19 protein-coding genes are annotated in these 20,232 nt (G+C 40.9%); 14 read left to right on the top strand and 5 right to left on the bottom strand.

Annotated features, from left to right (window positions below):
- Window positions 1-152 precede the first annotated feature (152 nt).
- The 4 genes from DDV96_RS06865 to DDV96_RS06850 all read left to right on the top strand — a co-directional run bounded on the left by DDV96_RS06865 (window position 153) and on the right by DDV96_RS06850 (window position 5,144).
- Window positions 153-1,358 (top strand): O-antigen ligase family protein, encoded by a 1,206-nt coding sequence (locus DDV96_RS06865; protein ID WP_116694023.1) that lies wholly within the window; start codon window positions 153-155, stop codon window positions 1,356-1,358.
- 135 nt (window positions 1,359-1,493) lie between these two features.
- Window positions 1,494-2,795 (top strand): UDP-glucose dehydrogenase family protein, encoded by a 1,302-nt coding sequence (locus tag DDV96_RS06860; RefSeq protein ID WP_116694022.1) that lies wholly within the window; start codon window positions 1,494-1,496, stop codon window positions 2,793-2,795.
- A 3-nt stretch (window positions 2,796-2,798) separates the two neighbouring features.
- Window positions 2,799-3,788: a UDP-glucuronic acid decarboxylase family protein gene (locus DDV96_RS06855; RefSeq protein ID WP_116694021.1), complete on the top strand. Its 990-nt coding sequence runs from the start codon at window positions 2,799-2,801 to the stop codon at window positions 3,786-3,788.
- The gene (locus tag DDV96_RS06850; protein ID WP_116694020.1) at window positions 3,789-5,144 is read left to right on the top strand and encodes an exopolysaccharide biosynthesis polyprenyl glycosylphosphotransferase; all 1,356 of its coding nucleotides are present in this window, start codon (window positions 3,789-3,791) and stop codon (window positions 5,142-5,144) included.
- Window positions 5,145-5,219: 75 nt separating this feature from the next.
- On the opposite strand, the gene DDV96_RS06845 is transcribed toward DDV96_RS06850, so the two are convergent.
- The 3 genes from DDV96_RS06845 to DDV96_RS06835 all read right to left on the bottom strand — a co-directional run bounded on the left by DDV96_RS06845 (window position 5,220) and on the right by DDV96_RS06835 (window position 8,887).
- On the bottom strand, window positions 5,220-6,389 hold the full coding sequence (locus tag DDV96_RS06845; RefSeq protein ID WP_240607684.1) for a glycosyltransferase family 4 protein: 1,170 nt from the start codon (window positions 6,387-6,389) through the stop codon (window positions 5,220-5,222).
- The gene (gene wecB, locus DDV96_RS06840) at window positions 6,373-7,455 is read right to left on the bottom strand and encodes a non-hydrolyzing UDP-N-acetylglucosamine 2-epimerase (protein WP_116694262.1); all 1,083 of its coding nucleotides are present in this window, start codon (window positions 7,453-7,455) and stop codon (window positions 6,373-6,375) included. The genes DDV96_RS06845 and wecB overlap by 17 nt, the downstream gene beginning before the upstream one ends.
- 106 nt (window positions 7,456-7,561) lie before the next feature.
- Window positions 7,562-8,887, bottom strand: a complete 1,326-nt coding sequence (locus tag DDV96_RS06835) for a phenylacetate--CoA ligase family protein (protein WP_116694018.1) — start codon at window positions 8,885-8,887, stop codon at window positions 7,562-7,564.
- Window positions 8,888-8,950: 63 nt separating this feature from the next.
- Here DDV96_RS06835 and purD point away from each other — a divergent pair, with 63 nt between their 5' ends.
- On the top strand, window positions 8,951-10,222 hold the full coding sequence (purD, locus tag DDV96_RS06830; protein ID WP_116694017.1) for a phosphoribosylamine--glycine ligase: 1,272 nt from the start codon (window positions 8,951-8,953) through the stop codon (window positions 10,220-10,222).
- Here the strand turns inward: purD and DDV96_RS06825 are convergent.
- Window positions 10,214-10,447: a DUF6341 family protein gene (locus DDV96_RS06825; protein WP_116694261.1), complete on the bottom strand. Its 234-nt coding sequence runs from the start codon at window positions 10,445-10,447 to the stop codon at window positions 10,214-10,216. The genes purD and DDV96_RS06825 overlap by 9 nt on opposite strands.
- 39 nt (window positions 10,448-10,486) lie before the next feature.
- Here DDV96_RS06825 and DDV96_RS06820 point away from each other — a divergent pair, with 39 nt between their 5' ends.
- The 5 genes from DDV96_RS06820 (at window position 10,487) to DDV96_RS06800 (ending at window position 15,094) form a co-directional block, all read left to right on the top strand.
- On the top strand, window positions 10,487-11,410 hold the full coding sequence (locus tag DDV96_RS06820; protein WP_133240823.1) for a DUF6427 family protein: 924 nt from the start codon (window positions 10,487-10,489) through the stop codon (window positions 11,408-11,410).
- Complete coding sequence (locus tag DDV96_RS06815) at window positions 11,407-12,051, top strand: hypothetical protein (RefSeq protein ID WP_116694015.1); 645 nt, start codon at window positions 11,407-11,409, stop codon at window positions 12,049-12,051. The genes DDV96_RS06820 and DDV96_RS06815 overlap by 4 nt, the downstream gene beginning before the upstream one ends.
- Window positions 12,048-13,049, top strand: a complete 1,002-nt coding sequence (locus DDV96_RS06810; protein ID WP_116694014.1) for a DNA adenine methylase — start codon at window positions 12,048-12,050, stop codon at window positions 13,047-13,049. Before DDV96_RS06815 ends, DDV96_RS06810 begins: the two co-directional genes overlap by 4 nt.
- 209 nt (window positions 13,050-13,258) lie before the next feature.
- Window positions 13,259-13,867 (top strand): DUF4254 domain-containing protein, encoded by a 609-nt coding sequence (locus DDV96_RS06805; protein ID WP_116694013.1) that lies wholly within the window; start codon window positions 13,259-13,261, stop codon window positions 13,865-13,867.
- Between the two features lie 195 nt (window positions 13,868-14,062).
- A complete protein-coding gene (locus DDV96_RS06800; RefSeq protein ID WP_116694012.1) occupies window positions 14,063-15,094 on the top strand; it encodes a glycosyltransferase family 9 protein in 1,032 nt (343 codons plus the stop codon).
- A 155-nt stretch (window positions 15,095-15,249) separates the two neighbouring features.
- Here the strand turns inward: DDV96_RS06800 and DDV96_RS06795 are convergent, their stop codons facing one another.
- Complete coding sequence (locus DDV96_RS06795) at window positions 15,250-16,311, bottom strand: ferredoxin--NADP reductase (RefSeq protein WP_116694011.1); 1,062 nt, start codon at window positions 16,309-16,311, stop codon at window positions 15,250-15,252.
- 190 nt (window positions 16,312-16,501) lie between these two features.
- Between DDV96_RS06795 and porW the strand changes: the two genes are divergently transcribed.
- Genes porW through DDV96_RS06775 form a run of 4 tightly spaced genes read left to right on the top strand, consistent with a single transcriptional unit; the run spans window position 16,502 to window position 20,164 of the window.
- Window positions 16,502-19,057 carry a type IX secretion system periplasmic lipoprotein PorW/SprE gene (gene porW, locus DDV96_RS06790; RefSeq protein WP_116694010.1) on the top strand — a complete coding sequence of 852 codons (2,556 nt, stop codon included), beginning with the start codon at window positions 16,502-16,504 and terminating at the stop codon, window positions 19,055-19,057.
- A gap of 30 nt (window positions 19,058-19,087) precedes the next feature.
- Window positions 19,088-19,558, top strand: a complete 471-nt coding sequence (locus DDV96_RS06785) for a bactofilin family protein (RefSeq protein WP_116694009.1) — start codon at window positions 19,088-19,090, stop codon at window positions 19,556-19,558.
- Window position 19,559: 1 nt separating this feature from the next.
- Complete coding sequence (locus DDV96_RS06780) at window positions 19,560-19,778, top strand: AtpZ/AtpI family protein (RefSeq protein WP_116694008.1); 219 nt, start codon at window positions 19,560-19,562, stop codon at window positions 19,776-19,778.
- Window positions 19,778-20,164, top strand: a complete 387-nt coding sequence (locus DDV96_RS06775) for a DUF6168 family protein (RefSeq protein ID WP_116694007.1) — start codon at window positions 19,778-19,780, stop codon at window positions 20,162-20,164. The genes DDV96_RS06780 and DDV96_RS06775 overlap by 1 nt, the downstream gene beginning before the upstream one ends.
- Window positions 20,165-20,232 lie beyond the last annotated feature (68 nt).

Raw genomic sequence — 20,232 nt, 5'->3', positions numbered from 1 at the left:
ATTATAGTAAACCGATGAATGGCTATTTAGTTGTTTTGTCGGTTCAAGTGAATTTGTGGGCCCATAGGGTTCACAAATTAGTATCGAGAACAAGGTTATTGTATTTTTGTTTTTTATCTTTCAGCTTTTAATCTGAACCGTAACTTAGGTATATGAAAATCCTCCTTTCCGCAATTTACCCGTACGTTTACCTGTTGCTGTTCGTAACCATCCCTTTTGAAGACTACATACGCGCCCTGCCCAATATCTTGTTGGGTATTTTGGTCGTTACCTTTCCGTTTATCATAAAAAAAGAAGATTTTAAAAAAATCGACCGTTCGCTCATTCTACTATTAGTGCTTTTTTTTGGATATTTGATTGGCAATGCGGCAGTTTCGGGCACTTTGGCTGAAGATTTCAGCATTATTAAAAAGGTGCTGATCGCCGTTGGTTTGGTTGTGCTGTACATCCCCGTTCACGATTTCGACAAAATAAAAAAGGCCATCCTCTTTTCTTCTTTTGCCGCCATTGTCTTTTCGGTCATCAATATCGTAATAATGACCAATACCCTTCAGGATTTTCATTTTGGCGATTCTCCCAAAGTTATCGAGGCCTTGTTAGTAGATCGCTTGTATTTGGGGCTTTTGGCAGTACTCAGCATTTTGGTGTCCTATAGTTTGATGCGGCCTAAATTTCACCCAAAAAACAAATATTATCTGGCCAATATCATTATCAACATCCTGTTTTTATTTTTGATAAGTACAAAAATAGCATTGTTGCTGTTGCTGTGCTTATTGGTACTGCGACAGCTGTATGGTTCGAAAAAACGCATACGTGTCCCCATATTCCTTTTGTTGGTGGCCATTTTAAGCACGTTGTTTTACGTAGGGTTTAGCCAAAAGGAAGATAAACAACCCTCACTGTTAACCAACTTGGTGTCCAATACCATGACCTGGGAACTCCGTTCGGTTACTTGGGAATGTGGATGGAATATAGCCAAAGAACAAGGCATCAACTGGACCGGTATGGGTTTTTACAACACCAAGGACCAACTGGTTTCCTGTTACGAACATATAACCAACCCCAATAAAAGAAAGAGTTTTATAAACCACCGGTACAACACCCACAATCAATTCCTGGACTTTTATCTAAGCGCAGGTCTTATAGGGCTTTTGCTGTTCAGTGGTTTGATTGTTGCTCTTTTCATAAAAAACAGGAACCAGTACCTTCCCGTTGCATTATTGCTGTCGTTGGTAGCCTACTGTATGGTAGAAAATGTGTTCCATAGGCAGATTGGCGCCTATTATATTGGGTTTATTTTAATCATCGTATTGTCCAGGTCGCATAGTGCTGAAAACAAAACCATAAAAGAGAGGTAAAATGCCAGCAAATTGTATTTTTGCACTCGAAAACCAAGACGTTAAACCATAAAAACATCCTTTTTTTAAGGTTTTTTCAACAAAGTAAAATCGCCAAGAGGATGGTGGTTGCATAGAAACAAATAAAACAAACCGATGAATATAACAGTTGTAGGAACAGGTTACGTAGGGCTCGTTACGGGCACATGCCTTGCCGAGACAGGAAACGAAGTGCTATGCGTGGATATCGACAAAGAGAAGGTCGAGGCCATGCGCAATGGCACAGTCCCTATTTACGAACCGCATCTCGATGTCCTTTTCGAACGTAATATTGAAGCCAACCGCCTTCAATTTACAACATCATTGGATGAAGGCTTGGAGCATGGCGAAATTGTATTCTTGGCATTGCCCACGCCCGAAGATGAAGATGGCTCGGCAGATCTTTCGTATGTATTAAACGTTGCTTCAGCAATAGGAAAGAAAATAAAAACCTACAAAGTAATTGTCGATAAAAGCACCGTTCCCGTAGGTACTGCCGAAAAAGTAAAAGCGATAATTGCCGAAAATGCCAACTGCAAATTTGATGTAGTTTCCAATCCCGAATTTTTAAGGGAAGGCTTTGCCGTGGACGACTTTTTAAAGCCCGAACGCATTGTCATTGGGTCCAGCAGTGAACAAGCGACCGAGCTCATGCAGAAGCTCTACGCGCCGTTTGTACGTTCTGGAAATCCCATTATCGTCATGGACGAAAAATCGGCCGAACTCACCAAGTACGCCGCCAACTCCTTTTTGGCGACCAAGATCACGTTTATGAACGAGATTGCCAACTATTGCGAAAAAGTAGGTGCCGATGTGGATAAAGTCCGTGCCGGGATGGGCACCGACTCCCGTATTGGCAAACGGTTTTTGTTTCCCGGGATTGGTTACGGTGGGTCCTGTTTTCCAAAAGACGTAAAAGCGCTCCAAAAAGCCGGAAAAGATGAAGATTATGATTTTAAGATATTGAATTCGGTCATTGAAGTGAACAAAAAACAAAAAACAATCCTGCTTCCCAAGATGGAAAACTATTTTAAAGATGGTTTACAAGGAAAACACATCGCTGTTTGGGGGCTGGCCTTTAAGCCTGAAACCGATGATGTTCGCGAGGCCCCAGCCATAGATATGATGCATGCATTGCTCGAAAAAGGGGCGCAGCTCACCGTTTTCGACCCAGAAGCGATGCCCAATATTAAAAAACAATTTGGCGACACCCTAAGCTATGCCGATTCTATGTACGATGCCTTGGAAGGAGCCGATACGCTCTTGATTTGTACCGAATGGAGCATCTTTAGGACGCCCGATTTCAGTAAAATAAAACAGAAATTAAAAAAACCGGTCATTTTCGACGGCAGAAACCTGTACCAAGTTGATGATGTTAAAAATGAAGGCTTTACCTACGTTTCCATAGGAAGAAATTAAAAGATGAAAAAAAAGATAGTCATAACTGGTGCCGCAGGCTTTTTGGGCTCTCACTTGTGCGATCGTTTTATCGCAGAAGGGTTTGAGGTAATAGGCATGGACAACCTGATCACTGGAGATTTAAAGAACATAGCGCATCTTTTTCAGCACAAAGACTTTCATTTTTACCATCACGACGTTACCAAATTTGTGCACGTACCGGGAAAAGTGGATTACATTTTACACTTTGCATCGCCTGCAAGCCCCATTGATTACCTAAAAATACCAATTCAAACGTTGAAAGTGGGGTCTTTGGGCACGCACAATTTATTGGGGTTGGCCAAAGAAAAAAACGCCCGTATCTTGATCGCCTCCACTTCCGAAGTGTATGGCGACCCCTTGGTGCATCCTCAAAACGAAGCATACTACGGAAATGTGAACACCATAGGCCCTCGGGGCGTTTACGACGAAGCCAAGCGCTTTCAAGAGTCCATCACCATGGCCTACCACCGCTTTCACGGCTTGGAAACCCGCATTGCCCGAATTTTTAACACCTACGGCCCCAGAATGCGCTTAAACGATGGCCGTGTGATCCCGGCATTTTTGGGTCAGGCCTTACGTGGCGAAGATTTGACCGTTTTTGGCGATGGCTCGCAAACTCGTTCGTTTTGTTATGTCGATGACCAAGTGGAAGGGCTTTACAAACTCTTGATGAGCGATTATTCATTACCCGTCAATATTGGCAATCCGCATGAAATCAGCATTCTCGATTTCGCCGAAGAAATCATAAAATTAACCGGAACCCAGCAGAAAATCGTATTCAAGCCCCTGCCCAAAGACGATCCCATGCAACGACAGCCCGATATTGCAAAGGCAAAGGAAATTCTGGGCTGGGAACCAAAAATATCTAGGGCAGAAGGATTGAAAACCACCTATGAATACTTTAAAGGTTTTTCAAAAGAGGCTTTGCAGAAGAGCGAACACAAAAATTTTTCAGACCATATCAAGAAGTAGATGATTTTTAAAAGCGGACGATATTCGGGCTATTTAAGGCCATTAAGTTATGTGATTGATCTGTTGATCATTCATTTATGGGCTTTTTATTTCTTTTCTGAAACGTATGATATCATCAATTTCACTGCTTTTGTAACTTTAGGATGGGTTATCCTTTCATTAAAATCCAGTTTTTACGAAATATACCGTTTCACCCACGTAGCAAAAATCATGTCGCTCATCGGGAAACAGTTCGTCATCTTCTTCTTGATCGTTTTTGCCTACTTTGGTATTTTCAATGTAGAGAACCACAGTCCCCTTGCCGTAATAAACTATGTGCTTTTGGTCATGGCCTGTATTACGGTGGTCAAGTTCACTATTTATTTCCTCTTAAAAAAATACCGGTTATGGACAGGTGGCAACCGAAGGAAGGTAGTGATCATTGGCCTGAACAAAAAAACCGACCAGTTGCGCAAGTTTTTTTCCGATAATCCGGAGTACGGGTACCATTTGGATAAGACGTTCAACTTAAAAGGAAAAGGGAAAACAACCATTGAAGCCTGTATCGATTACATCAATGAGAACAATATTGACGAAATATATTCTTCCGTAGCCGAACTGGATAATCCCGAGCTTATACTATTGATCGACTATGTGGACAATAACTTGAAAACATTAAAGTTTCTGCCCGACAATAAAGAAATTTACAGCAAAAAACTGGATTTTAGCTATTACGGGGTGTTGCCCATATTGTCATTGCGCAAAATACCGATGGACGAACCGTTTAATCAGTTTATAAAAAGAAGTTTCGATATTATTTTATCATTAATAGTGATAATCGGAATTCTTTCTTGGCTTACCCCAATCTTGGCCATCCTCATAAAACTGGAATCCAAAGGCCCTGTTTTTTTCAAGCAGAAAAGGAACGGCTTGGATTATAAAGAGTTTTTTTGTTATAAATTCCGTTCCATGAAGCCTAACCCCATGGCCCATTTGCACCAGATCAGCAAAGGGGATACAAGGGTTACATCGGTAGGGCGTATTTTACGTAAAACCAGTATCGATGAGATGCCGCAATTTATCAACGTATTGAAAGGCGATATGTCGGTCGTAGGGCCACGTCCTCATATGGTAAGCCACACGCATATGTATGCCGAGCGTATCGATAAGTTTATGGTGCGCCACTTCATAAAACCGGGCATCACCGGTTTGGCCCAAGTAAGCGGTTACCGAGGTGAAGTGGAAACCGAAAACGACATCATCAACCGGGTTAAGTACGATATTTTCTATTTGGAAAACTGGTCGTTGTTCTTGGATATTAAAATCGTGTTCCAAACCATTTATAACGCTATAAAGGGCGATAAAAAAGCGTATTGATCTTTTCCTACAGGGTTTTTAAAACCCTGTAGGTATAGGAAGCCTACCATGCCATTTTATCTTAAAAACATAATTTTAAAGGCTTTCTAATGCTTTTACAAAGTTGTTAAACTGCTTTTGAAAATTAAAGGCCTTAACCGCTTTCTTTTGTACCTCCTCTTTTTTTAATGCTTTTAATTTTTCTATGGATAATTCAGAAATAAAGGCTTGTAACGCATCAAAGTCTGAAACTGGTATGTTCCATCCCAATTGGTGTGTTTCAACCAACTTTCCGCCTTCGCCACCTGCAAAATAAATCACTGCAAGCCCCAAACGGGTATATTCAAACAATTTTGAAGGTACCGAGCCGTAAATCCTATTGGTCAGCGGTATAAATGCAAGATCATATTGTTGCAGGGTTTTATGGAGTTCGGTCCGGTCTATTTCGCCGTGGTAAACGATATTTTTCTTGTTGATTTTTGAGATCTTATCTGTCTCTGGTCCGGCGCCATAAATATGCAGTTCAACGTCATCGGGAAGCTGTATTTTAGAACATATTTCCGTCAATCCCTGTGCGATGCCCAATAAACCGGCATAGACGAGGGTAATGGGTTTTTCAAGTGAAGTTTCCATAAATGACGGAGGGTTGAAATCTGGGATATTTCGGTATAAAAAAGGAGCTGTATTACATCTTGCTTTTACGTGGGTTAGAATTTCTTCAGACTGCCCAACCACCAGATGCGACTTTTTATAACAGAAATGCTCCATCCATTCCAAAACCGAGTAATACGCTCCTTTATGAAGCAAACCCATTTCCAAACCTGCCAAGGGCCAAAGGTCCGATACATTTAAAATCCTTTTTTTGCCAAGCAACCACGTCCAAAAAACAGCGGTAAAGCCTACAAAAACAGGTGAATATTGTATAAATATCTTTTTGGGACTTCTTTTAAATAGAAAGAAGAATGAAAGGCTCATCGAAAAAGACAGCATGGAAAGTAAGCGAACAAACTTATTGCTGGAATTGCTGGGCCACAGCCACAGCCGATGGATGGTGCCTGCAGCTTCCACCTCTTTTTTGTAAATACTGCCTTTAAATTCTTTAAAAATAGCGCCTTTGGGGTAATTGGGCATTGGGCAGACCACGTGAACGTTGTAATTCGCTCTGTTTAAATTAACAGCTAAGGTGTGCATGCGGTTTGGGGCCGCCCCTTTTTCTGGCGGGAAGTAATTGGAGATTAATAAAACCTCCTTATTGTTCATAGCCATTAGCAATAATTTCTACAATACGGGTTGCTGTATGTCCGTCCCACTTAGGTATTTCTGTGTAGGTGTTCCAATTATTGGCTTTTAAGTCTTTAAAAGCACGGTCTATTTTTTTAAAATCAGTACCAACCAGTCTGTTTGTACCCAGCTCGCAAGTTTCAGGCCGTTCTGTTGAATTCCTGAATGTTATGCAAGGAATATTTAAAACTGAGGCTTCTTCAGTAATCCCGCCTGAATCTGTAAGAACGGCTTTCGCATTTTTTATAAGGTAAATAAACGATAGATATCCTTGTGGTTCCACAAAATGCAGGTTTTCAAAATTGAGATTGGCCTCGTTCAATATATTTTGCGTACGCGGATGTACTGGAAAAATCACAGGGGTGTCATCAGATTCATCCATTATTTTTTGTAATAACTTTGAGAAATCTTTTTTGGCATCTACATTAGACGGCCGATGTAATGTTAGCACATAAAATTGCTTTTCTTTTAGGTGTAAAATATCCCAAAAATTAGGTCTTTTAATTAAAGGTAAGTTTTTTTTAAGCGTGTCTATCATTACGTTTCCAACAAAAAAAATACGGTTCTCAGGTGTTCCAGCCTTTAACAGGTTTTTATTGGCTGAGACCGAGGTGGTAAAGAAATAATCGGTGATGCTATCGGTCACCATCCTGTTTATTTCTTCTGGCATCGTAAGGTCTCCAGAGCGTATACCGGCTTCTACGTGAGCCACTTTCACGTGGGCTTTTTTGGCTACAATAGCACAAGCCATGGTTGAGGTAACATCACCAACTACCAACACAAGGTCTGTTTTATTTTCTTCCAGATCTTTTTCAAAAGCGACCATGATAGCAGCCGTTTGGGTGGCTTGCGATCCGCTCTTTACCTCTAGGTTTACTGCGGGTTTTGGGATGTTTAATTCAGTAAAAAAAGTTTCGCTCAGGTTTTTATTGTAATGTTGCCCTGTGTGCACAAGCCTGTAGGTTATGCCCTCTTTTTTTTCAATCGCGTGAATTATGGGAGCAATTTTCATAAAATTGGGACGGGCTCCAGCAACGATTGTTATCTTCATTTTAATATATTTTTTATGCAAGCCATTCAAAAATACAAATAACTTTTTCCTCTATATTGATTATTAGGGACATTTAAGAAAGTTTTGAAATTCCTTATCTAAAATATCAATTCTCTTGTATCAAATCTATTTTCGACACAAATTGCTTTAATTTCCCACTTTGGTTGCGGTGCAATACTTCTACGCGCTTGTAGGTGATGTTGAGGTCGCCGTCTACGTATTGTGTCAAGGACTGGTTTGCTTTTTTCACTTCTTTTTCTGTAAGTTCCCGTTCAGAAACATACACAATAGTAAACGCATCTAAGGCAGTCTGCTCTACAATAAATTCCTTTACATTCCCGTCCTCTTCCACAATGCTTTTGGTAACGTAATAGAATGTATGGCCAGGGACGGTTTTTCCGTCTTTTAAAATAGCATTATCGTTAGACCGGCCAATTAATTGCTTTAAAATGGGTTCTTTTACCGTAGAAGCTTCATCCATAACGCCAATATCGCCCACCTCATAACGAATAAAAGGATGTGCTTTGTTAAAGAGTGAAGTAACTACCACGCGACCCGCAGTATCAAATGGAACAGATTGGTCATTATCGTCCAATAATTCTACAAAAAGAGTTTCTGTATTAATTTGAAATGCACCCTTTTCGTTGGTGAAAGCGATAAGGTCCAACTCGCTGGCGCCATATTCGTTCGCCACGGGAACTCCCAATTGGTTTTCTAATAGAAATTTGTCTGTTGGGAAAAGCATTTCGCTGGTCGTGATACAATATTTCAACGTGCGACAAACTTCCGAAAGGATAATGCTTCTTTTCTGAAGGTATTTAGCAAACAACACGATGGAACTGGTATGGCCATTGATGTAATCAAATTTTTTTCTTCGGAAGATAGATAAAAATTCTTCCAGTTTCTCTTCGGAAAGATCAAAAATAGGAAACCGGTAGCGATTGCTCAACCGGTCTTTTAACCGTTCCTTTTGGTAATCTTTTACATTCAACGGAATGCCATAAAAACGTGCCTGAAATGAAGTGTCCAACTCGATTCCAAACCAACCAAAACGGTCGATAATCACTGCCCATGTCATGGCATGGCAAAATTTATCTTTCGCAAAAAACAACGGCGTCCCGCTAGAGCCGGAAGTGTTGCTGGTATAACTGTTTTTTTTGGTAAAACCTTGGGACAGCCGCTTCTTTAAAGGGATTTGCAAATCTTTTTTGGTCAAAACAGGGATGTCTTCCCATTTTTCAAAGAGGGCATCGCCAATAAAATCCCGGTAAAAAAGATTTTCCCGCAAGTGAAAATCGAAAATTTTCTGCCGGGCATCGTGCACGTATGCTTGATGCTCGGTTTCTGAAAGTTGCTGTATTTCCTGCAAACGCTTTTTTGCCTCCCGAATGGGAAAGCCCTTTAGCCGTAACGTCGTTTCAAATAAATTCAACCTAAAAAAATTAGGGGTTCAAGTTACAAACAATTATTTTTGAAGTCCAATAAAATCTTCTTTATGAACATCTTAATCTTAGGCTCCGGTGGCCGCGAACATACTTTTGCCCATCAACTTAAAAAAAGCGAATTGTGCGATGCCTTGTTTGTTGCGCCTGGAAATGCCGGTACCCAAGCCATAGCCACCAATTTAAATATTAAAGTAACCGATTTTAAAGCGATTGAAGATGCGGTGATAGAAAACAATATTAAAATGGTTGTCGTTGGTCCCGAAGACCCGTTGGTGCAAGGAATTTCAGATTATTTTTCTGCTTCTGAAACAGTAAAGGATGTCATGCTCATCGGCCCTTCAAAAAGAGGGGCGTTGTTGGAAGGCAGTAAAGAACGCGCCAAAGAGTTTATGGCGATGCATAACATCCCGACGGCAGCCTACGAAAGTTTTACCAAAGAATCGTTGAAAGCCGGAAAAGAATTTCTGGAAACCCTAAAACCGCCGTATGTATTAAAAGCCGATGGTTTGGCCGCCGGAAAGGGCGTCTTGATTATTGAAGACTTAGACCAAGCAAAAACCGAACTGGAACATATGTTGGGCGGAAAATTTGGTGAAGCCAGCAAAACGGTGGTCATAGAAGAATTTCTAGACGGAATCGAGCTGAGCGTTTTTGTATTGACCGATGGCAAAAACTATAAAATCCTGCCTACCGCCAAAGACTACAAACGCATTGGCGAAGGCGACAAAGGCTTGAACACCGGCGGGATGGGCGCTATTTCTCCAGTTCCTTTTGCCGATGAAGTGTTTATGCAAAAAATTGAAGAACGCATTGTAAAACCAACGGTTGAAGGATTTCAGAAAGAAAAAATTGATTACAAAGGGTTTGTGTTCATAGGCTTGATAAAGGTAAACAACCAGCCGTATGTAATTGAATACAACGTGCGTATGGGCGATCCCGAAACCGAAGTGGTGCTACCAAGGATAAAAACCGACCTTGGGAAATTATTGCAAGCCACGTTTCAGCAAAAATTGGATACGATAGCCTTAGAAATAGATAATCGTGCGGCAGCAACGGTCATGCTTGTTTCAGGAGGATATCCCGAAGCCTACCAAAAAGGAAAAGAAATTTCAGGAATTGATAAAATTAAAGATTCCATCATTTTTCACGCTGGGACCACAGGCAAAGAGGGTAAGTTAGTCACCAGTGGCGGAAGGGTGTTGGCGGTTACCTCGTTAGGCGATGATTACAAAAAAGCACTAAAAAAATCCTACCAAAACATAGAAAAACTAACTTTCGACAGGATGTATTATAGAACCGATATCGGTTTCGACCTAACTTAAATTTCCTTCTTCGTACGTATAGGTGTCCTCGGTGTTTTCGTCAAACTTTTTCAATTGGAGCATCCAATAAACAAAGGCTGTTGCGCCAATAAGGATAAATATCCACGAAAAAATATTGGCCAAAAACCAACTGTCCAACTCTAAGTCGCGCAGGGCATCGTACGGTATAAAAAGTACATTTTCAAATAAATCTGCAATACCGTAAAAGAAGTCTTTCCATTCCATATCTGTATATTTATACCGCAAAAATAGACAATACCCGCTATGCTTACAAGTTTTTTCGGAAAATCCAAACCAATTAATTTCGTGGTCTTCGGGGCGGTCATCTTTCTGGGCTATGTGTTTGGGGCCTTGGTACGGGTTGAAAACGCCCTCGGCTTTTCGCAATTGCTGGTCAACCTGTTTTTTATAGGCTGGTCGGTCTTTGCTATTTTTCTTTTGGATTTCATCGTGCGCAAAAACGACCTTACCTATAAAAACACGTACACCGTCCTGCTCTTCACCTGTTTTTTAATCACCTTGCCCGTTATTTTCTTGAACCGGGACATTCTGCTCGCCAATGTGTTTTTGCTAATGGCTTTTAGGAGGTTGGTGAGCCTTTCTTCTGAAAAAAACACTGAACGAAAAATACTCGACGCCTCGTTGTGGATAACCGTGGCGGCATTGTTTTACTTTTGGAGCCTGATGTTTTTTGTATTATTGTTTTTCTCCATCTTGCAGAAACCCGAAACCAACCACCGGCTGTTTATCATCCCGTTTATTGGTTTTATGGCCGTATTTATTTTGGCGGTAAGCTTTCACCTACTGGTGGACGACTCATTTTTATGGATAGCTGAGTGGATTCCAACGATAAGTTTAGACTTTTCTGCTTATAATAACATTAAAATATTACTTCCGGCCGCTATTATGGCCACGTTTTTAATTTGGTCCTTGCCCTTTAGGCTCCTAAAAATCGCTTCGTTGTCAAAAAAGGAAAAACCCAATGCTATTTTGTTACTTATAACACTAGCTGTTTGTATGGCCATTGCCTTGTTTAGCCCTGAAAAAACAGGAGCCGAGCTGTTTTTTATCATTGCTCCCTTATCGGTGATTGTAACCAATTATATTGAAAACGTACAAGAAGCCCGTTTTAAGGAAGGGTTGCTCTGGTTGGTGGTTTTGGTTCCTATTGTATTGTTATTTATATGAAAACTTTAAACCTTAAAGCATTAGAAGCAGAACTGCAAAAGCGCTTACAGTATCCGTATGTATGGGGTCGTAAACAAAACAATTTGTGGGACGGTTATACCAACTTTATATACAGAACGGAGACTTGGGAGGCATTGATGCCAAAAATGGCCAAGGTGGTTAGGGTACATAACTTAAACAAACGCGACCTTTTCAATTACACCATAAACCGCTGGTACAACTTTTGGAGCGCTACTGCTGTGGAGCATATTTTCACAAACTTAACCCAAGTAACCCCAACAGATAATCCAAAAGACCGCTTGGTCGATTTTAGCATACAAAACATCCCGTTTGACCATAAAACCACGGTGTTCCCCAAGCAGTTTAAAAAGTCTTGGGCGTATGCAAAAACACATGAAAAAGAATTGATTGAGTGGTTGTATGATAATCAAAGCATACAACAACGACATCACTTAAAAAACCGCTTGTTCATTGTGGTTTTTGATAAAAACGGGGAGCATTGGAAGCTGAAAGCCAATCTTTCCTTGCTTAAAGCCGAAATAGAAAAATATGTTTCCAATTTCAATCCTAACAAGCTACATTCCCTTACTTTTGCAGACAATTCACAAGCGTTAAGTGCAATTATTTGGGTGACAACATGAATTACATAGGCTCTAAACATAAACTATCTTCCTTTATTTTCGACACCGTCACCTCGGTCTGCGGAAGTGATTTGTCCCAAAAAACTTTCTGCGACCTCTTCGCCGGAACCGGGATTGTAGGCCGCACCTTTAAAACCCACGTAAAGCAAATAATTGCCAACGATGTGGAGTTTTACAGCTATGTGTTGAACAGGAATTATATTGGTAACCATACTGAAATAGCTTCTTCTGAAATGTTGCTTTCTCAATTGAACGACCTAAAACCCCAAAAAGGATTTGTTTTCGATAATTATTCTGAAGGTGGAAAAGCAAGACGGCTGTATTTCACTTCGGAAAACGGACAGAAAATAGACGCCGCCCGCCAACAAATTGAAGTTTGGCGCAATGCTTCAGAAATAGATAAAAACCAATATTACTTTCTCTTGGCTTCGTTATTGGAAAGTGCCGATAAGGTGGCGAACACCGCTTCGGTTTATGGCGCATTCTTAAAAAAAATAAAAGCTTCCGCGGCAAAAAAAATGATAATTAAACCAGCAGTGTTTCAGAAAACAGAACATTCACACCAAGTATTTCAAAAAGACAGCAACCAACTCATTACGGAAATTGAAGGCGATATTTTATACTTAGACCCACCCTACAACGCGCGGCAATACGGTGCCAACTATCATCTGCTCAATACTATTGCAAAATACGATACCTTTGTGCCTAAAGGGAAAACCGGCCTTCGGGAGTATTACAAAAGCGATTATTGCAAAAAAGGAGAGGTACTGCAATCGTTCACCGAATTGATTGAAAACGCCCAGTTCGACCACATTTTTTTAAGTTACAACAACGAAGGACTAATGAGCCGGGATGAGGTGGAAACCATAATGAAACGTTTTGGGAAGTACAGTTTAGAAACAAAGCAATACCAACGCTTTAAAGCCGATAAAACCGAAAACCGAAACCATAAAGCCAATGCAACCGTTGAATATTTGCATATATTGGAGAAAAAATAGGAATCGGTGGTTTCGATACATTCCGCCTTTTGGCGGAACACTCAACCACCCAAGGATTATTTTTTCTAAGATGCATTAATTGATAATAATAAAAGTCCAATTGTGAGGTGGTTGAGCTTTCCTGCCATTATTCAGGTGGTGAATTCACAAATTGCAAAAGCATTTCGTAAATTTGTAACGAAACCACCGATTTAAAAAACAAAAACACTATGTTCAGCGACAAAGCCAACAAAATATTTAAGGAAGTAATCAATAAATATCACGAAATCGATTCGGTGGACCAGCCGTTTACCAATCCGTATGATAAGGATTCAGAGCTAATCGAACATTTATTGTATAGGAAATGCTGGATCGATACCGTGCAATGGCATTATGAAGATATCATTCGCGATCCAAACATTGATCCTGTGGGCGCATTAAAATTGAAACGGCAAATCGATGCCTCTAATCAAGACCGTACCGATACAGTAGAATATATCGATAGCTATTTTCTAGAGAAGTTCAAAGACGTAAAAGTGAAAGATAATGCCAGCATCAACACCGAGAGCCCAGCTTGGGGCATTGACCGCTTGTCCATACTGGCATTGAAAATATACCATATGAACGAAGAGGCCAATCGCAAAGATGCCTCGCAAAAACACCAAGCCGCTTGTAAAGCTAAATTGAATGTATTGCTGGAACAACGAGTTGACTTAAGCACCGCCATTAACCAGTTGCTGGACGATATTGCCAATGGCGATAAGTACATGAAAGTGTACAAACAAATGAAAATGTACAACGACGACGAGCTAAACCCAGTTCTTCGCGGCGAAAAGTAATTTTAGAGCACCCCTCCTTTTTTCAAGGAGGGGTGGCAGCTTGCTGACGGGGTAGTTAAAGGGTTTCAAAATTTTTGAGATATATCTTACATCGTATTCAAACTGCCAAACCTAAGGTGGCTGAGTGATTTAATTCCGTGATGGTACATCACCAAATTAAATTGTATCGAAGCCACCGGCATCAAAGTTAAAACCATGCCCAAACCCACTCACATCCTCGTAATCCGCCTCTCTGCAATGGGTGATGTGGCTATGACGGTACCGGTCTTGCAGGTTTTTGCTAAAACATATCCTGAAGTTAAACTCACAGTAGTTTCAAAAAAGCACTTTAAACCTTTTTTTAATACCATACCGACTGTAGAATTTTTAGAAGCCGATGTGTATGGAAAACACAAGGGTTTTGGGTTGTTAAAGTTGGCTAACGAAGCAAAATCAGCAGGAATAGATGCAGTGGCCGATTTACACAATGTAATCCGGTCAAAAATAATATCGAATTACCTACGGGTACGCGGTGTACAAACTGCTACGATTGATAAAGGAAGAGAAGAAAAACGAGAACTCACTGCTTCAGAAAACAAAAAATTCACTCAATTAAAAACAACGCACCAACGATACGCCGATGTTTTTGAAAAATTAGGCTTTCCGTTAGACCTTTCTCAACATACTGTTCCCGAAAGGCAACAGCTTAACAAGAGGTTGCACAATTTAATAGGAAAACATACCAAAAAAGCTATCGGGATTGCACCTTTTGCGGCTCACGAAAGTAAAATGTATCCGTTGGAATTGATGAAAGTAGTAATTTCAGAATTACACAAAACCGAAAAGTTTAAAATCTTCTTATTTGGCGGTGGTAAAAAAGAAGAAGAGCTTTTGAATAAGTTGGCTTCAAATTTCACGCAAGTAACCAATGTTGCTGGCCAATTGACTTTTGAAGAAGAACTGGCACTGATTTCAAATTTAGACGGCATGCTCTCTATGGATAGTGGCAATGGACATTTGGCAGCCATGTTTGGCATTCCGGTCATTACGCTTTGGGGCGTTACGCATCCGTTTGCTGGTTTTGTACCTTTTAATCAGCCTATTGCAAACCAGTTAACGGCAGATAGGGAACAATACCCGTTAATACCTACCTCTATTTATGGAAACAAATTTCCTGAAGGATATGAAAATGTAATGAAAAGCATCGCTCCGAAAACGGTTGTTGAAGCTGTTTTTAAAGTTTTTTAGTTATTTAAAATTAACATTAAAGAAGACCTCAAAGGTTTTTGAAACCTTTGAGGTCTAATCTATTCAATTAAAAAGCTATAAATTAAAATATCGATTATTGTGTAAAAAAATCACAATCAAGTCCCTCTCCCCTTGGGAGAGATTAAGTGAGGGTTTTACACATCATCATAATCAACCGATAACGTTTCGGTAGTAGGATGTGCTTGACAGGTTAAAATAAGTCCTTCGGCAATCTCATCATCGGTCAAAATTTGGTTTTTGCGCATTTCGGCTTTACCTTCTTTGATACGGGCAATGCAGGTACTGCAAATCCCGCCTTGACAAGAATATGGCGGATCTAAATCGTGATCCAGCGCAGCATCCAACACCGATTTTTTCTGAGGCATGGAAAAAGTTTCCACTTCATCATCCAGGGTGATGGTCACTTGGGTGTCGCCATCATGTTTTTTGGTCAGCAACCCTTTTTCGGCGGTATTGAACAATTCAAAATGAATCTGTTTTTCGTTGATGCCGTTTTCTTTTAAAGTAGAAGACACTTCATCAATCATCGGTTCGGGGCCGCAAAGGTAAAAGGAGTTAAAGGTTCGGTCCTTGAATTTGTTTTTCAGCAGCATATTGACCGTAGAGCGTTCAATACGCCCAAATATAGCATCGTTTTCCAACTTTCGGCTATAAACAAATTCAATAAACAACCGATCTTCGTATTGCTTTTGAAGCTCCAAAAGCTCGCTGTGGAACATGGTCTCAACCAACGATTGGTTTCCATAGACCAACAAGAAGGTGCTGTTTGGCACTTCTTTCAATATGGTTTTAACAATGGAGAGCACGGGTGTAATCCCGCTTCCGGCAGCAAAAGCAGCATAGTGGTCCGAGATTTCGTTGGCTTCTTCATCTTTGGGGTCAAAAACAAACTTACCTTCTGGCGGGAACACTTCCAAGGTATCGCCCACTTTTAGCTTGGTATTGGCGAAAACCGAAAATGTGCCGCCATCTACTTTTTTTACACTCACCTTTAAAATGCCGCTGTCTGGGGTGCAGCATATGGAATAGGCACGACGCAGTTCGGTATCGTCAAGCGTATGTTTTATGGTAATATATTGCCCCGCTTTGAACGAAAAAAGTTCTTTCAAATCTTCGGGAATAGAAAAGGTAATCGATATAGCGTTGGGGGTTTCCTTGTTTATTTCGGAAACGGGTAGCGCGTGAAAGCCACTCATAGATTTCAATTTTTCGCAAATTTACAAAGTAAAATAGTTTAAAGGACACAAATAGACCAATTCCCGCCAATTTTTAACGTTATAACCTTAAAGAAACCAAAAAGAACCTTATTTTTACAGCCTATTTCTTATAATTATATACTAAAAACGACGCTTTTAAGTTACAGTACCATACTAAATTGACATCATTTTGAAAGGCATTTATAGAACCACACTTTTTTTATTGGCAGTTCTGGTTTTTGCGGCTTGTTCGCGAAAAAAGAACACCTTTATGAGCCGTAATTACCATGCGGTAACGGCAGAATACAACACGCTCTACAATGGAAATCTGGCTTTTGAAGACGGTAAAGAAGAACTGGCCACAGGCTACCGTGACAATTTTTGGGAAATCCTGCCCGTTGAGCGTTTGGACCTGGACGAAAATGCGACCCTCCCGGGAGAGACTAAAAGTGGCAATTTTGCCCGTGCAGAAGAGAAAGCCGCCAAGGCTATTCAAAAACATTCGGTCTATGTAAACAACAAAGAGCACAATCCACAAATAGACGAAGCCTATATGCTACTGGGCAAGGCGCGGTACTACGACGGCCGCTTTATCCCATCTTTGGATGCCTTCAACTTTATTTTAGACCGCTACCCTACCAGTAACAACATTACCAATGCCAATGTGTGGAAAGCAAAAGCGAACATCCGGTTGGACAATGAAGAAATAGCCCTGGAGAGCCTGCAAGAACTTTTGGAAGATGTAGAGCGCGAAAAGATTGAAATGGATGAAACCGAATTAGCAGACGTTGCCGCCATTATGGCCGAAGCCTATGTTAATATGGATTCCATTGCCGAAGCGTTGCCGTATATGAAAATTGCCGCTTCAAACGTTGAAAACAACGAACTGAAAGGACGCTACAACTACATTAAAGGACAGCTTTACAACCGTTTGGGCCTGCGCGACAGCGCCAATATGGCCTTTGACCAAGTAATTGAACTGAACCGCAAATCGCCCCGGGTGTACATGATAAACGCCTATATTGCCAAGGCCCGTAATTTCGATTACGACAACGAAGATAAGACCGCCTTTTTAACGTTACTGAACGAATTGGCCGAAAATCGTGAAAACCGACCTTTTCTTGATAAAATATACAACCAGATAGGCGAATATTACTACAACCTCGACAGTATAGAAACAGCGGTTAAATATTACAACAAGTCCATTAAGGAAAACTCCCCAGACCAAATCTTGCAGTCCAAAAACTATGAAACATTGGCCATCATCAATTTCGATGCGGCAAATTACAAGACCGCTGGAGCATATTATGACAGTACCTTGACCAACTTAGAACAGAACACCCGTAAACACCGCCGTATTAAAAAGAAACGCGATAACCTGGACGACGTTATAAAATACGAAGATATTGCCATTGAAAACGACAGCATCCTGCGTTTTGCCAGAATGAGCGAAGCCGAACAACTGGCCTATTTTACCGATTACACCACAAAACTGAAAGAAAAAGCCATAGCCGACTCCTTGGCAAGGGTAAAAGAACAACAGAGCATTGCCAATAACGAGTTCTACACAAAAAATTCGGGGCCTGGAGGACCTAAAAACCAAGGCACGTTTTACTTTTACAATCCTACCACAGTCGCTTACGGGAAACAACAATTCAAAAAAGTTTGGGGTGACCGGGAACTGGAAGACAACTGGAGGCGTTCTGAAAAACAATCGTCATTAATTGCCGAAGAAGAAATAGAACCCGTTGAAGTAATCACGGGCAACAAACGGTTTGACCCGCAAACTTACATCGCCAAAATACCGACCGATGAAAAAGTGATCGATAGCTTGGCCGATGACCGTAACTTTGCCTATTATCAATTGGGGCTTATCTATAAAGAAAAATTTAAGGAATACGATCTTGCGACTCAGCGGCTGGAAAAATTATTGACCTACAAGCCCGAAAAACGCTTGATCCTTCCGTCTAAATACAATTTGTATAAAATTTATGATGAGCAGGGCAACGAGCCGTTGGCCACTAAATACAAAAACGACATCATAACCAATCATCCCGATTCGCGATATGCTGAAATTTTGCGTAACCCCAATACAGCATTGGCAACCGATGAGTCCAGCCCAGAATACAAGTACAACCAATTGTACAAGGATTTTGAAAACTCCAAGTATGACTATGTTATAGAACAAAGCGACGCCTACATTTCGCAATATACAGGAACCGATATCGTACCGAAGTTCGAATTGTTGAAAGCAACCGCCATAGGCCGCCAGCAAGGGTTCGATGCGTATAAAAAAGCATTGAATTTCATAGCGTTGAATTATCCTAATTCCGAAGAAGGAAAACAAGCCGAATTTATCTACGGAAAAACATTGCGCAGTATCGAGTCCAGCGATTTTGTCCCTGATGCCGAAGCCAAAAGTTGGAAAGTGGTCTATACATTTGACAGCACCGAAACCGAGGCCGCCCAAGCATTAAAAGATAAATTGGACGAAGCCATTGATGCCTATCGCTACACTAATATGAGCGTCTCGCTGGATTATTATACCCCAGAAACCAGACTGGTTGTGATCCACGGGCTGAACACCAAGACCGGCGGGCGCAATTTTGCACAGGCGCTTAAAGAAAACAAAGAATTCAAGATAACGAAACCTTCTTTTGAAATTTCGACCCCTAACTACAAGATCGTTCAAATTCACAAAAACCTAAACACTTACTTAAACGGTGAAAATGAACCTGTGGAATAACGAATAACAAACCTAATAAAACCCATATTTATGTTTTCAGATAAAAAAGAACGGAGCGCACAAGAGCCCAACAGCGGGCAAAACCGAATCAATAAAGGCACCACTCTGGAAGGTGATGTGGTTTCAGAAGGCTTTTTTAGGATAGATGGCACCATAAATGGCACCATTAAAACCCCCTCTAAGGTGGTGTTGGGCAAAAGCGGATTGATAAAAGGAACCCTCACCTGTGAAAATGCCGATATTGAAGGAAAGTTTGAAGGGAGTTTGGATGTTTCAGGAACCTTATCCTTAAAATCGACCGCGCATATTGAAGGCGAAGTAGTTGCCGGAAAACTCGCGGTAGAGCCAGGAGCTACTTTTAATGCTTCCTGCGTGATGAAAGGTTCGCATAAGGAAAAACAATCCAAGACTGAAACGACCTTAAAAGAAGGCGAAGCGCCAAAACCGAGCCCGTACGACCGGCAACAACGTGCTAAAAAATCGACCGAACCCCTTAAATAACGTGGGCAACAACAATAACAATGGATTAAGGCGCTGGGCTGCCCTTAGCGGAATTGCCATAGAGATGGGCGTGGTCATCTATCTTTTTATCAAAGGCGGGCTATGGCTCGACAGTAAATACAACAACGGTGGCAAACTCTTTCTCATTATCGGGACGCTTTTGGGTGTTGGCCTATCCTTGTATTTGGTGGTCCAGCAAACCAAAAGGTTGAATAAGTAATGCGTAAAAGTTTCCGGTTTTTAATCTTTCTCTTTGCGGTGCTTTTGGTCACCTTTGCCGTTCATCTTTTAGTGTTGAACACACTGGAAAAACCACTTTTTGAACATAAAATAATACTATCTTATGTGGTTAATTTTATCTTGGCCGGTATCATCTTGCTCGTGGTGCAACGAACGTTGAAAAAAAAATCGAGCCAATCCGGCTTTATTTTTATGGCCGGCAGTGGGTTGAAGTTCCTTATTTTCTTTCTAGTTTTCTATCCTGCCTATAATGCAGACGGCGCCATGCAAACCATCGAATTTGTTGCTTTTTTCGTCCCCTACGCCGTATGCCTTGGCCTTGAGGTTGCCTATCTTTCCAAACAGCTTAATAATCAAGAGTATTGAGGGTTTCGGGTCTTGAAAAAAAGACTTGAAATTGTTTTCAAATAAAATATATAACTGTATTTTTGCAC

Origin of the sequence: Marixanthomonas spongiae (genome assembly GCF_003095375.1) — a bacterium.
Lineage (GTDB): Bacteria > Bacteroidota > Bacteroidia > Flavobacteriales > Flavobacteriaceae > Marixanthomonas > Marixanthomonas spongiae.
This window is presented reverse-complemented; position numbering and strand designations above follow the sequence as displayed.